This is a genomic window from Azospirillum formosense (genome assembly GCF_013340925.1).
Lineage (GTDB): Bacteria > Pseudomonadota > Alphaproteobacteria > Azospirillales > Azospirillaceae > Azospirillum > Azospirillum formosense.
The window spans coordinates 23,078-35,674 of the sequence record NZ_WHOR01000008.1 but is presented as its reverse complement, the minus strand read 5'-3'; the positions used below and the strand labels follow the sequence as shown (position 1 = coordinate 35,674).

The 12,597-nt window shown below is 69.0% G+C and carries 12 protein-coding genes; 4 read left to right on the top strand and 8 right to left on the bottom strand.

The window, feature by feature from the left end; all coding sequences use genetic code 11:
* Nucleotides 1-32: 32 nt before the first annotated feature.
* The gene (gene holA / locus GBZ26_RS02320; RefSeq protein WP_174437418.1) at nucleotides 33-1,055 is read left to right on the top strand and encodes a DNA polymerase III subunit delta; all 1,023 of its coding nucleotides are present in this window, start codon (nucleotides 33-35) and stop codon (nucleotides 1,053-1,055) included.
* Nucleotides 1,056-1,064: 9 nt separating this feature from the next.
* On the opposite strand, the gene GBZ26_RS02315 is transcribed toward holA, so the two are convergent.
* From GBZ26_RS02315 to GBZ26_RS02280, 8 genes are all read right to left on the bottom strand, one after another.
* A complete protein-coding gene (locus tag GBZ26_RS02315; protein WP_174437417.1) occupies nucleotides 1,065-2,429 on the bottom strand; it encodes an esterase-like activity of phytase family protein in 1,365 nt (454 codons plus the stop codon).
* Nucleotides 2,430-2,542: 113 nt separating this feature from the next.
* The gene (locus tag GBZ26_RS02310) at nucleotides 2,543-3,454 is read right to left on the bottom strand and encodes a ParB/RepB/Spo0J family partition protein (RefSeq protein WP_174437416.1); all 912 of its coding nucleotides are present in this window, start codon (nucleotides 3,452-3,454) and stop codon (nucleotides 2,543-2,545) included.
* Nucleotides 3,454-4,248 carry a ParA family protein gene (locus GBZ26_RS02305; RefSeq protein WP_103039972.1) on the bottom strand — a complete coding sequence of 265 codons (795 nt, stop codon included), beginning with the start codon at nucleotides 4,246-4,248 and terminating at the stop codon, nucleotides 3,454-3,456. Before GBZ26_RS02305 ends, GBZ26_RS02310 begins: the two co-directional genes overlap by 1 nt.
* Nucleotides 4,249-4,297: 49 nt before the next feature.
* Entirely contained in the window at nucleotides 4,298-4,912 is a 615-nt protein-coding gene (gene rsmG / locus GBZ26_RS02300) for a 16S rRNA (guanine(527)-N(7))-methyltransferase RsmG (protein WP_174437415.1), read from the bottom strand.
* Nucleotides 4,912-6,780: a tRNA uridine-5-carboxymethylaminomethyl(34) synthesis enzyme MnmG gene (gene mnmG / locus GBZ26_RS02295; RefSeq protein ID WP_174437414.1), complete on the bottom strand. Its 1,869-nt coding sequence runs from the start codon at nucleotides 6,778-6,780 to the stop codon at nucleotides 4,912-4,914. Before mnmG ends, rsmG begins: the two co-directional genes overlap by 1 nt.
* A gap of 109 nt (nucleotides 6,781-6,889) precedes the next feature.
* Nucleotides 6,890-8,221: a tRNA uridine-5-carboxymethylaminomethyl(34) synthesis GTPase MnmE gene (mnmE, locus tag GBZ26_RS02290; protein WP_174437413.1), complete on the bottom strand. Its 1,332-nt coding sequence runs from the start codon at nucleotides 8,219-8,221 to the stop codon at nucleotides 6,890-6,892.
* Nucleotides 8,222-8,255: 34 nt separating this feature from the next.
* On the bottom strand, nucleotides 8,256-8,615 hold the full coding sequence (locus tag GBZ26_RS02285; RefSeq protein WP_174437412.1) for a (2Fe-2S) ferredoxin domain-containing protein: 360 nt from the start codon (nucleotides 8,613-8,615) through the stop codon (nucleotides 8,256-8,258).
* A complete protein-coding gene (locus GBZ26_RS02280; RefSeq protein ID WP_014238933.1) occupies nucleotides 8,612-8,863 on the bottom strand; it encodes a DUF6489 family protein in 252 nt (83 codons plus the stop codon). The genes GBZ26_RS02285 and GBZ26_RS02280 overlap by 4 nt, the downstream gene beginning before the upstream one ends.
* Before the next feature lie 154 nt (nucleotides 8,864-9,017).
* Here GBZ26_RS02280 and GBZ26_RS02275 point away from each other — a divergent pair, with 154 nt between their 5' ends.
* Genes GBZ26_RS02275 through GBZ26_RS02265 form a run of 3 tightly spaced genes read left to right on the top strand, consistent with a single transcriptional unit; the run spans nucleotide 9,018 to nucleotide 12,559 of the window.
* On the top strand, nucleotides 9,018-11,036 hold the full coding sequence (locus GBZ26_RS02275) for a thioredoxin domain-containing protein (RefSeq protein WP_174437411.1): 2,019 nt from the start codon (nucleotides 9,018-9,020) through the stop codon (nucleotides 11,034-11,036).
* A gap of 4 nt (nucleotides 11,037-11,040) precedes the next feature.
* Complete coding sequence (locus GBZ26_RS02270; RefSeq protein ID WP_174437410.1) at nucleotides 11,041-11,562, top strand: methylated-DNA--[protein]-cysteine S-methyltransferase; 522 nt, start codon at nucleotides 11,041-11,043, stop codon at nucleotides 11,560-11,562.
* Nucleotides 11,563-11,584: 22 nt separating this feature from the next.
* Nucleotides 11,585-12,559 carry a quinone oxidoreductase family protein gene (locus GBZ26_RS02265; protein ID WP_174437409.1) on the top strand — a complete coding sequence of 325 codons (975 nt, stop codon included), beginning with the start codon at nucleotides 11,585-11,587 and terminating at the stop codon, nucleotides 12,557-12,559.
* Nucleotides 12,560-12,597: the final 38 nt, after the last annotated feature.

Sequence of the window (12,597 nt, the reverse complement as noted above, 5' to 3'; positions counted from 1 at the left end):
GAGGCCGGTCCTCCGCCACCGACGGGGTCTTCGTGAAGCTGCAAGCCCGGGCGATCGACGGCTTCCTGCGCAGCCCCGATCCCAAGATCCGCGCGGTCCTGCTCTATGGTCCGGACACCGGTCTGGTGCGCGACCGCGCCATGGGTCTGGGCCGCACCGTGGTCGCCGACCTGTCCGACCCCTTCCGAGTGACGGAGATGCTGGGCCGCGCCGTCGCCGACGATCCGGCGCGTCTGGCCGACGAGGCCGCCGCGCTGTCCTTCACCGGCGGCCGCCGACTGATCCGTGTGCGCGAGGCGGAGGACAACGTTGCCGCCGCCTTCACCGCCTTCCTGGCCGACCTCCCACCCGGCGACAGCCTGGTCGTCGTCGAGGCCGGCGACCTTGGCAACCGGTCGAAGCTGCGCACCCTGTTCGAAGGGGCGGACGGCGCCGTCGCCATTCCCTGCTATGTGGAGGAGGAGGCCGCGCTTGGCCGGGTCATCGCCGACATTCTGCACGGCCATGGCCTGACCGCCGACCCCGACGCGCTGACCTTCCTTGCCGGCAACCTCGTCGGCGACCGCATGGTGGCGCGCGGCGAGATGGAGAAGCTGGCGCTCTACATGGGCATGGAGACGCGTGTCCGGCTTGAGGATGCCCAGGCCTGCGTCGGCGACAGCGCGGCCCTGTCGCTCGACGAGCCGATCTGGGCAGCGGCGGAGGGCGACTTCGCGACGCTCGACCGGTCGCTGGCCCGGCTGTTCGCCGAGGGCATGTCCCCGGTGCCGATCCTGCGCGCCGCACAGCGCCATTTCCAGCGCCTGCAACTGGTGGCCGGGCAGGTGGCGGCGGGCAAGTCGGCGGACGCCGCGGTGGAAGCGCTGCGCCCGCCGGTGTTCTTCAAAATGAAGCCGCGGCTGACCGGCCAGGCCCGCCGCTGGCCGGCACCGCTGGTCCGTCAGGCTCTGGAACGGCTGGTCGAGGCCGAGGCGGACTGCAAGCGCACCAACATGCCCGACCAGACGCTCTGCGCCCGCGTTCTCTTCCAGCTGGCCTCGCTGGCGCGGCGCTGAACCTCGTCCTTATTTCGCGGCCAGGAACTGCGGCACGTGCAGCAGGATCAGTTCGTTGTGGTCCTGTTTGCCCAGCGCGCGGCCCGACGAGTAGGGGAGGTTGTTGTCGTTGCCGACGACGATGTGCTCGCCATCCACCACGTCGACATTCTCGATGGTGACGAAGGGGAAGGTGAATTTGCCCTTGTCGCCGCCGAGCCGGGCGACGCCCTTCGGATCGTCGATGTCCATCAGGTCGACGTAACCGACCTTCTTCACGAAGCCCTCCGCGTCGGCCTGGGCGAAGTCGATCTTGTAGACGCGCTTGAACTGGGCCGGGACGTTGAAGCAGTCCGGGGTGGGCTGGCCGGTGCAGCCCTGGGCCGGATTGCCCTCGCCGTTGTCGCGCTCGATGATCAGGCCGGTGGTGGCGTCGATCATGTTGAAGTCGCCGATGTTGTTGCCGTTGGCCTCCAGCCGGTACTTGAAGCTGCGGCCGGTGAAACCGCCCTTGGCGACGTCGAACTCGGCGATGCGCAGATACTCCCGCCCGTCCTTGGTCTCCCACGCACCGCCGGTCCACAGCGGCCCTTCGAACAGCGGGTAGAGGAACTTCCCGTCCTTCGACGCGGCCATCCCTTCGAAGCCGCGCGAGCGGCGCACCTCGAAGCCGACGGCGCCGGGCACCGCCGGGGTGGACACCGCGTAATGGTCGGGGGAGCGCACCGGCTTGCCGTCCACCGCGCTCTCGTGCAGGGACAGCAGCTTGCCGGTCCGGTCGGTCACCAGGATGTAGGGGCCGAACTCGTCGCCGAAATACATCCGGTCACCAATGATCTGCACGCTCTCGACGTCGAAGTCGGCGCCGGTCAGGTAGCGCTCCCCGGTCGCCTCGGTGACGATGGGGAAGGGCACCTTGCGGTCGGGATCGCGCAGGAACAGCGTCTCGGCCACCGCCGCCTTGCCGGTCTTCCAATCGATGGTCAGCCGGTGCACCGTCAGCATGGCGTCGGCGGAGTTGCCCTTGCTGCCGAAACCGTTGTCGGTCAGCACCAGGAAGCTCCCGTCACCCAGAGCCTTGATGCCGGAGAAGCCCTGGACCGGCTGGCCGTCGAAGGGCAGCGCCATGCCAGTGCCGCGCGCCGCGCCCGGCGCCGACAGGAAGGACGTGCCGTCGATGCTGCGGGGCTGGTCGACGCGCTTGCGGTCGGCGGCCGTGAACTTGCCGGAGGTGCGGAAGAGGTCCGGCGCGTCGGCGGGCGGCGCCACGAAGGTCGCCGCGTCGATGACGCCATGCCCGGCCAGCTCCGCCGGGAATTTCTGGTCCGCAAGGGCCGGACCGGCCAGCAGGGCGGCGGTGAGGCCGGCAAGGTACAGGCCGTGGATGGACTTCATGAATCTCCCCTCTGTGTCGGCTCCGGCCGCGCCGATGCGGCCGGACGACCCTGTTTAGGGGGAGTTCATGTTAGCGCCGTTTCACTAAAGTGACAGTTTGGTTCCGCGACTTCCTATTCACCACCAAGGCGTCGCAGCACGTCGTCGAGCTGGTCCAGCGTCTGGTAATGGATGGTGATCGAGCCGCCCTTGCCCTGTGGGGTGATGGCGACCTTCAGCCCGATGCGGGCGGAGATCTCCTCCTCCAGATTCACCAGATCGACATCCTTGAGCGTCGGGTCGGTGGCGACACCGCCGCGCCCGCCGGGCTTCTTGGTCTTGACCGGCGCGCTGCCGCGCATCAGGTCTTCGGTCTGCCGGACGTTCAGCCCACGCTTGACCACCTCGCGCGCCACCGACACCGGATCGGAGGAAGTCAGCAGCGCGCGGGCATGGCCGGCGCTGAGCGCCCCCTCCTGCACCATGCCCTTGACCGGGTCGGGCAGGGCGAGCAGGCGCATCATGTTGGCCACATGGCTGCGGCTCTTGCCGACCGAGCGCGCCAGATCCTCCTGCGTGTGTTCGAACTCCTCCATCAGCCGCTTATAGCCCTCGGCCTCTTCGAGCGGCGTCAGGTCCTGGCGCTGAATGTTCTCGATCAGCGCGATTTCCAGCGCTTCACGATCCGACAGCTCGCGGATGACGACCGGCACCTCGTGCAGGCCGGCGATCTGCGCGGCCCGCCAGCGGCGCTCGCCGGCGATCAGCTCGTAGGAGTTGGTCGTCTCCGAATCCCGGCGGACGAGCAGGGGCTGGAGGATGCCCTTGTCACGGATCGACTCGACCAGCCCCTGCAACGCCTCGTCGTCGAAGGTACGGCGCGGCTGATACTTGCCGGGATGGATGAACTCGATGGGCACCTGCTTGGACTGGCGCACCTTGTCGAGCGCGGAGTAATCCTCCGCCGCTTCGCCGAACAGGGCGGACAGGCCGCGGCCCAGGCTGGCGCGGCGGGCACCGCCGTCCGAACGTTTGGTATCCTCCATCACGCGCTCAGCCTCTTTTCACGGCGCAGCACCTCGCCCGCCAGATGGATGTATGCCTGCGACCCGGGACAGCGCATGTCGTAGATCAGCACCGGCTTGCCGTGGGACGGTGCCTCCGAGACCTTCACGTTCCGCGGGATGACGGTGTCGTAGACCTTCTCCCCGAAGAAGCCGCGGACGTCGGCAGCCACCATGTCGGACAAATTGTTGCGCTTGTCGAACATGGTCAGCACGACGCCGTGGATGTCGAGGTCGGGGTTGAAGGCGCGCTTCACCCGCTCGATGGTGCGGACAAGGTGGCTGAGACCCTCCAGCGCGTAGAACTCGCATTGCAGCGGCACCATCACGGCGTGGGAGGCGACCAGCGCGTTCAGCGTCAGCAGACCGAGCGCCGGCGGGCAGTCGATCAGCACGTAGTCGTACTCCAGAGCGCTCTTGTCCACCGCCTCGCGCAACCGGAACTCGCGCCGCTCGGAGGTGACCAGTTCCACCTCGGCGCCGGACAGATCGACGGAGGAGGTGATGATCGACAGGTTCGGCACCGTCGACACCGTCGCGGCATCCTCCAGCGGCATGCCGTCGAACAGCACGTCATAGATGCCGACACGACGCTCGGCGCGCGGGATGCCGAGGCCGGTGGAGGCGTTGCCCTGCGGATCGAGATCGATCACCAGGACGCGCTTGCCGATGGCGGCCAGAGCGGTTGCCAGGTTGATGGTGGTCGTGGTTTTGCCCACGCCGCCTTTCTGGTTGGCAATCGATATGACGCGCGCGGAAGGAAGGGCGGAGGGCATGTCAGCCTCGCGGGAAGCGTCGGAGCGGGAATGCATCAGGGTCGCGGTCTTAGACACGGGCGATACCACTCACACGCAGGATGGTTCCGGTGGGGTCGGTGCGGCTGTCGAAACGCTCGGTCCGCATCTTCCAATATTTGGTGGTATCGGTCAATTCGTCCGCCACATTTTGCCCCTTGGGAAACAGTGCCGCACCCCGGTCCTGGAGGAAGGAATAGGCCCAATTCAGCAGATCGTTCAGCGGAGCCAGGGCGCGGGCGGTCACCACGTCGGCGGCGATCGGCGGCACCGCGTCGATCCGCTTGTTGTGCACGGTGACCGAGGCTCCGGCGACCCGCGCCGCCTCGCGCAGGAAGGCGCATTTGCGGGAGTCGCTCTCAACCAGATGCACCTCCGGCACACCCATGATGGCGAGGACCAAGCCTGGGAAGCCGGCGCCGCTGCCGAGATCGACCAGCACCCGAGTGCCCTCGGGCAGCAGCGGATAGAGCTGCGCAGAGTCGAGGAAATGCCGGCGCCAAGCGTCGGGCAGGGTGGAGGGGCCGACAAGGTTGATCTTCGGCTGCCACTTGCGCAGCGTCGCCTCGTAAGCGGCGAGGCGGTCCAGCGTTTCACGTGAAACACCGGTCTCCGCCTGGAAGGCCGCGGCATCGAACAGGCTCATCAGACGGCCACCTTCACGTCGCGCCGTTTCACGTGGCGGAGCAGGGCGACCAGCGCCGCCGGAGTCATACCGGGAATTCGGGCCGCCGCCCCCAAGGTTGCCGGACGAGCCTGCCGCAGCTTCTGCCGGATCTCGGCGGACAGGCTGCCAATGGTATCGGGGTCGAGATCGTCAGGAAGCTCCAGCGCCTCGTCTTTGCGGAAGGCGCGAATGTCGGCCTCCTGCCGATCGAGATAGCCGGCGTACTTTCCGTCGATCTCCAGCTGCTCGACAACATCAGCCGGGATTGCCGACAGCTCCGGCCACAGCCGGGCGAGGGTGGTGAGGTCGAGATCGGGATAGCGCAGCAGATCGGCGGCGGTCCGGCGCACGCCGTCCTGATTGACGGCGATGCCCTGCCGCTGCAGCTCCGCCGGGGTGGCCTGAAGGGCGCGCACGAGCGTGCGACCGGCGGACAGCGCCTCGGCCTTCGCGGTGAAAGCGTCACGCCGCGCCGACCCGACGCAACCGATGGCAAGACCCTTCGGCGTCAGCCGCTGGTCGGCGTTGTCGGCGCGCAGGATCAACCGGTATTCAGCGCGTGAAGTGAACATCCGATAGGGCTCATTGGTGCCCCGCGTGATCAGGTCGTCGACCAGCACCCCGATGTAGGCGTCGGCGCGGTCGAGGACGAAGCCCTCCGCCGAGCCTCCGGCCAGCAGAGCGGCGTTGATGCCGGCCATCAGACCCTGCGCCGCCGCCTCCTCATAGCCGGTGGTGCCGTTGATCTGGCCGGCGAAGAACAGGCCGGGCGTCCGGCGGGTTTCCAGCGTCGGCTTCAGTTCCCGCGGGTCCACAAAGTCGTACTCGATGGCGTAGCCGGGGCGGATCATCACCGCCCGCTCCAGACCCGGCATCGTCTTCAGGAAGCCGAGCTGGACGTCGCGGGGCAGGGAGGTCGAGATGCCGTTCGGGTAGACCGTGTCGTCATCCAGCCCCTCCGGCTCCAGGAAGATCTGGTGGCGCTCCTTGTCGGCGAAGCGCACCACCTTGTCCTCGATGGATGGGCAATAGCGCGGGCCGGTGCTCTGGATCTGGCCGGAATACATCGGCGCGCGGTGGAGATTGCCGCGGATCAGCGCGTGCATCTCCGGCGTCGTCCAAGTGATCGCGCAGTCGATCTGCGGCGTGTCGATGCGGTCGGTCAGATAGGAAAAGGGCGGGGGCGGCGTGTCGCCCGGCTGCTTCTCCAGGGCGGCCCAATCGATGGTCTTGCCGTCGAGCCGCGGCGGCGTGCCGGTCTTCAGGCGGCCGAGTGGGAAGCCGAGACGCGCCAGCGTGTCGGACAGGCCGATGGAGGGTGCCTCGCCGACGCGCCCCGCCGGGGTGGTCTCTTCACCGATGTGGATCAGGCCGCGCAGGAAGGTGCCGGTGGTCAGCACCACGGCGCCCGCGGCGAGGGTCTTGCCGGAACCGGTCACCACGCCCGTCACCCGTCCATCCTCGCCGATGGTCAGGTCCTCGGCGCCACCGGCCTCGATTGACAGGTTCGGCTGTTCGGCCAGGATCGCCTGCACAGCCTGCCGGTAGAGCTTGCGGTCGGCTTGGGCGCGTGGGCCGCGGACGGCCGGTCCCTTGCTGCGGTTCAGAATGCGGAACTGAATGCCGCCGCGGTCGATGGCACGGGCCATGACGCCATCGAGCGCGTCGATCTCGCGCACCAGATGCCCTTTCGCCAACCCGCCGATGGCCGGGTTGCAGGACATCTCACCGATGGTGTCCAGCTTGTGGGTGAGCAGCAGGGTGCGCGCACCCATGCGCGCCGCAGCGGCGGCAGCCTCGCAACCGGCGTGGCCTCCGCCGACAACAATGACGTCGAACGTTCGCATGGCCGGACCATAGCCGAGTCAGCGCCGGACGCCAAGCGCCGCGACGCCGCGACGCCCGTGTTTCACGTGAAACAGAGCGGCGCGGCAAGTTTGTCACGCCCCTCTCGGCTCACTTGCCGATGCAGAAGTCCCGGAAGATCACGTCCAGCAAATCTTCGACATCGACCCGCCCGGTGATCCGGCCAAGAGCGCGGCTCGCCAAACGCACATCCTCAGCCATCAGTTCCGGCAGGGGGGCGGTCAGGGCGCGACGCAGGGCATCCCGGCATTCCTCAAGAGCGGAGCGGTGGCGGGCACGGGTCAGGGCCGGGGCACCGCTGCCGGCCAGCCGGTCGGCGGTAAACGCCGTCAAACGCCGCTCCAGCTCCGGCAGGCCGGCACCGGTCCGGGCGGAGACCGCAACCGTTTCCCTGCCGCCGACCGTCGGCACCGCGGCATCGGCGACGTCCGTCTTGTTCAGGACCACCACCGTGTCCTTGTCGAGCAGGGCGACCGTCGCCGGGTCAAGCGTGGGAAGGGCGGTGGCGTCGAACACGGCGACCTTCACGTCGGCGCGGGCGGCGCGGTCGAGCGCGCGGCGGATGCCTTCCTCCTCGACCTCGTCGGCGGCCGCCTCGCGCAGGCCCGCCGTATCGGCCAGCACCACCGGGTAGCCGCCGAGGTCGAGATGGACCTCGATCACGTCGCGGGTGGTGCCGGCGCGGGCCGAGACGATGGCGGCCTCGCGGCGGGCGAGGGCGTTCAGCAGGCTCGACTTGCCGGCGTTGGGCGCGCCGACGATGGCGATGTGCAGACCCTCGCGCAGCCGTTCCCCACGGCCACGGTCGTCCAGGTGGGCGTCGATCTCGGCGGCCAGCGTGTCCAGCACGGGACGCGCGGCGTCCGACACACCGGACGGCAAGTCCTCGTCGGGGAAGTCGATGTCGGCTTCGATGTGGGCGAGCGACCGGGTCAGCCGCTCCCGCCAGCCGTCGTAGAGTTTGCCGAGCGCGCCTTCCATCTGGCGCAGGGCTTGGCGGCGTTGGGCGGAGGTCTCGGCATCCACAAGGTCGGCGACCGCCTCGGCCTCGGTCAGGTCGAGCTTGCCGCTCTCGAAGGCGCGACGGGTGAACTCGCCGGGCTCGGCAACGCGCAGACCGGGCAGGGCGGAGAGCGCCTCCACCACGCCGGCCACCACGGCGCGCCCACCGTGGAGGTGCAGTTCCACCACGTCCTCGCCGGTGAAGCTGCGGGGGGTGGTGAAGCGCAGCACGAGGGCATCGTCCAGCGCCTCCCCGTTCTTGGGATCGCGCAAGCGGACGAGCGTGGCCATGCGGGGTTCGGGCAGCGGCTTGCCGGTCAGGGCGGCGAGGGCGTCGCCGGAGGCCGGGCCCGAAACGCGAACCACCGCCACACCGGCACGGCCGGGGGCGGTGGCGAGGGCAAAGATGGTCGGGATCATCGTGCCAAACATCATCGTGCCGGAGCCGAAACGGTCAGCCGACCTGTTCCGGCAGAAGTTCCGTTTGTTCCGGCTTCAACATGAGCCGCTCCACACGGCCACCACCAACCAAGTGCGTCTCCAGGATGGCGTCGACGTCGGCGAAGGAATGGTAAGTGTACCAGACGCCCTCGGGGTAGACGACCAGCACCGGCCCTAGCTCGCAACGGTCCAGGCAACCGGCGGCGTTGATGCGCACCCGGCCGTCCAGGCCCAGTTCGCGGGCGCGCGCCTTCATATAGTCGCGGAGCTTTTCGGACCCCCGGGCGGCGCAGGAGCCGCGCTTGTGTCCATCGGGGCGGCGGTTGGTGCAGGAGAAAACATGGGCTTCGAAGTAAGGCTTCGGATCGGTCACTTGCGTCCATCCTGTCCCATGGCGGCGGCCATCTGGGACCAAAACATTTTCTGAAGCTGCTCCATGCCCTGAATTCCCGCCGGCAGCCACGTCTTCATCATCGTCTCGGGGTCCATGGCGAGCAGGGAGGCCTGCATTCGGTCCTGGATCTCCTGCATCATGGCGTCCTGCATGGGCTTCACGTCGGGAAGGCCCAGGAAATGGCGCGCCTCTTCGGGTGTGCAGTCGATGTCGATGGTGATTTTCATGGCCCAATTCCCTTGGAAAGCGCGCGGTACGCAGGAAATTAAGGGTTGAGCGCCGCTTCGGCTCATGCCCCACTATACAGATAGGAAGCCCTGGCGCAACGGCACCGCCGCGCCAGTTTATTCCCAACCACGCCACAGACCGGAAACGCCTCTCATGCCCGCGAACCTGCTTGGCCGGGAGACCAGCCCCTACCTGCTCCAGCACAAGGACAACTCCGTCCATTGGATGGCCTGGGGCCGCGACGCCTTCGAACGGGCCAGGCGCGAGAACAAGCCGGTGCTGCTGTCGGTCGGCTACGCCGCCTGCCACTGGTGCCATGTGATGGCGCACGAGAGCTTCGAGAATCCGGAGATCGCCGCCTTGATGAACGAGCTGTTCGTCAACATCAAGGTGGACCGGGAGGAGCGGCCCGACGTCGACCAGATCTACCAGTCGGCCCTGGCCATGTTGGGGCAGCAGGGCGGCTGGCCGCTGACCATGTTCCTGACGCCGGAGGCCGAACCCTTCTGGGGCGGCACCTATTTTCCGCCGGCCTCGCGCTACGGGCGGCCCGGCTTCCCCGACGTGCTGCGCGGCGTGGCGGAGACCTACCGCAACAAGCCGGAGAACGTGACCCGCAACGTCGCCGCGCTGAAGGACGCGCTGGGCAAGCTGGCGGAGAACCGGGCGGCGGGGGAGGTCGACCTCGCCATGCTCGACCAGATCGCCGACCGGCTGGTCCGCGAGGTCGATCCTTTCCACGGCGGCATCGGCCACGCCCCGAAATTCCCCCAGGTGCCGATCTTCACGCTGCTGTGGCGGGCCTGGCTGCGCACCGGCAAGGAGCCGTACCGGGAGGCGGTCGCCAACACGCTGGCCCACATGTGCCAGGGCGGGATTTACGACCATCTGGGCGGCGGCTTCGCCCGCTACTCGGTGGACGAGATGTGGCTCGTGCCGCATTTCGAGAAGATGCTTTACGACAACGCCCAGCTCCTCGACCTGATGACACTGGTCTGGCAGGCGGAGCGGGAGCCGCTGTTCGAGACGCGCATTCGGGAAACGGTGGGCTGGGTTCTGCGCGAGATGATCGCCGAGGGCGGCGGCTTCGCCGCCACCCAGGACGCCGACAGCGAGGGCGAGGAGGGCCTCTTCTACATCTGGAACGAGGAGGAGATCGACCGTCTCCTCGGCCCCGGCGCGGAGGTCTTCAAGCGCGCCTACGGCGTCACCCCGCAGGGCAACTGGGAGGGGGCGACCATCCTCAACCGGCTGCACCGCATCGAGGCGCTGGACGCCGAGACCGAGGCGACGCTGGCCGAACAGCGGGCGATCCTCTGGCGGGAGCGCGAAAAGCGGATCAAGCCGGGCTGGGACGACAAGGTGCTGGCCGACTGGAACGGCCTGATGATCGCGGCGCTCGCCCAGGCCGGCATGGTCTTCGACGAGCCGGAGTGGGTCGCCGCCGCGCAGCGGGCCTATGCCTTCGTCCGCGACCGCATGACCGAGGACGGGCGCCTTCTGCACAGCTGGCGGGCCGGGCAGCTCAAGCACCGGGCGACGCTCGACGACTACGCCCACATGGCGCGCGCCGCACTCGCCCTGCACGAGGCGACCGGCGATGCGGAGCCGCTGGAGCAGGCGCGGGCCTGGGTGAAGGTGCTCGACGCGCATTTCTGGGACGCGCAGGCGGGCGGCTACTTCTACACGGCGGACGACGCCGACGACCTGATCGTCCGCACCAAGTCGGCCGGCGACGCGGCGACGCCCAGCGGCAACGGCACCATGCTGGCGGTTCTGGCGTCCCTGCATCACCGCACCGGCGAGGCCGCCTACCGCGAGCGGGCGGACGCCCTGGCCGCCGCCTTCTCCGGCGAGCTGAGCCGCAACTTCTTCCCGCTGCCGACCTATCTGAACGCGGCGGAGCTTCTCCAGAAGGCCCAGCAAATCGTCATCGTCGGCGACCCGCAGGCGCCGGACACCGCGGCGCTGCGCCGGGCGGTGCTCGACCGACCGGTTCCCGACCGCATCCTCACCGTCCTGCCGCCGGGGACCGAACTGCCCGCCGGGCATCCGGCGCACGGCAAGGGCATGCAGGGTGGGGCGGCGACCGCCTATGTCTGCACCGGCATGACCTGCTCCCCGCCGGTGACCGCACCCGACGCGCTGGCCGCCGCCCTGAGCCGGAAATGACCTCATGACGCAGACCCTCAGATACCCGGCCACCGGCAGCCTGACCGTCGACAGCCCGCTGGGCCTGCTGACCCTGACCAGCGCCGCCGGCGCCATCGTGGCGCTCGACTGGGGACGGCTGGGAGACGACCAGCCGGACCCCGTGCTGGAGGAGGCGGCCCGCCAGCTCCGCGACTATTTCGCCGGGACGCGGTTGGAGTTCGACTTGCCGCTGTCTCCCCGCGGGACGGCCTTCCGGCAGAAGGTCTGGGCGGCGATGCGGGCCATCCCCTACGGCGGCGTCCTGACCTACGGAGACGTCGCGCGGCTGCTGGAGACGGCGCCGCGGGCCGTGGGCGGGGCCTGCGGGGCGAACCCGATTCCTTTGATCATCCCCTGCCACCGCATCGTCGGGGGCGGCGGGGCGCCCGGCGGCTATTCCGGCCTGGGCGGCCTGCGGACCAAGGATTGGCTGCTCCGCCACGAGCGGCGGTACCGGGTGACAGCGGACCAGGCCGGCGATACGCTGGAGCTTCAGCTTCTGTAAAAAAGGGAAGGGACCGACCACCATGGTTCACGCGATCCGCATCCACGACTACGGCGGACCCGAAGCGCTGCGCTGGGACGAGATCGAGGTGGGCGACCCCGGCCCCGGTCAGGTGCGGCTGCGCCAGACCGCGGTCGGGCTGAACTACATCGACACCTATCACCGCTCCGGCGCCTACAAGCTGCCGCAGCTTCCCGCCATCATCGGGACCGAGGGCGCCGGCGTGGTCGAGGCCGTGGGGCCGGACGTGACGACGCTGAAGCCCGGCGACCGGGTCGGCTACGCGCCGCTGATCGGCGCCTACGCCGAATCCCGCCTCGCCCCCGCCGACCGGCTGATTCCGCTGCCGAGCTGGATCGAAGACCGGCAGGCCGCCGCCATGCTGCTCCAGGGCATGACCGCGCAATTCCTCCTGCGCTCCACCTACGCGGTGCAGCCGGGCGACACCATCCTGGTCCAGGCCGCCGCGGGCGGCGTCGGCCAGATCCTCTGCCAATGGGCGAAGCATCTGGGAGCCACCGTGATCGGCACGGTCAGCAGCGACGAGAAGGCGGAGCTGGCCCGCGCCGCCGGCTGCGACCATCCCATCGTCTACACACGCGAGAATTTCGTGAACCGCGTGAAGGACCTGACGGACGGGCAGGGCGTGCCGGTGGTCTATGACGGCGTCGGCAAGACGACCTTCATGGACAGCCTCGACTGCCTGCGTCCCCGCGGCTTCATGGTGCTGTTCGGCGCGGCGTCGGGGCCGGTCCCGCCGCTGGACCTGCAGGTCCTGGCGGTCAAGGGCTCGCTCTACGTCACGCGCCCGACCTTGTTCAGCTACGTCGCCAAGCGCGACGACCTGATGGCCAGCGCCGCCGACCTGTTCGAGGTGGTGCACACCGGCGGCGTGACCATCAACGTCGGCCAGACCTTCGCGCTGCGCGACGCAGCCGAGGCCCACCGGGCGCTGGAGTCCCGCGCCACGACCGGGTCGACGGTGCTGCTGCCGTAAGGTTCAGAGCCCTCTCCCGGGGCGGGAGAGGGAATAAC

Bases quoted from the DNA above. Each gene is read 5' to 3' on its own strand.
- GBZ26_RS02315 (WP_174437417.1), bottom strand. From the start codon at position 2,429: ATGAAGTCCATCCACGGCCTGTACCTTGCCGGCCTCACCGCCGCCCTG.
- GBZ26_RS02310 (WP_174437416.1), bottom strand. From the start codon at position 3,454: ATGGAGGATACCAAACGTTCGGACGGCGGTGCCCGCCGCGCCAGCCTG.
- GBZ26_RS02305 (WP_103039972.1), bottom strand. From the start codon at position 4,248: ATGCCCTCCGCCCTTCCTTCCGCGCGCGTCATATCGATTGCCAACCAG.
- rsmG (WP_174437415.1), bottom strand. From the start codon at position 4,912: ATGAGCCTGTTCGATGCCGCGGCCTTCCAGGCGGAGACCGGTGTTTCA.
- mnmG (WP_174437414.1), bottom strand. From the start codon at position 6,780: ATGCGAACGTTCGACGTCATTGTTGTCGGCGGAGGCCACGCCGGTTGC.
- mnmE (WP_174437413.1), bottom strand. From the start codon at position 8,221: ATGATCCCGACCATCTTTGCCCTCGCCACCGCCCCCGGCCGTGCCGGT.
- GBZ26_RS02280 (WP_014238933.1), bottom strand. From the start codon at position 8,863: ATGAAAATCACCATCGACATCGACTGCACACCCGAAGAGGCGCGCCAT.
- GBZ26_RS02275 (WP_174437411.1), top strand. From the start codon at position 9,018: ATGCCCGCGAACCTGCTTGGCCGGGAGACCAGCCCCTACCTGCTCCAG.
- GBZ26_RS02270 (WP_174437410.1), top strand. From the start codon at position 11,041: ATGACGCAGACCCTCAGATACCCGGCCACCGGCAGCCTGACCGTCGAC.
- GBZ26_RS02265 (WP_174437409.1), top strand. From the start codon at position 11,585: ATGGTTCACGCGATCCGCATCCACGACTACGGCGGACCCGAAGCGCTG.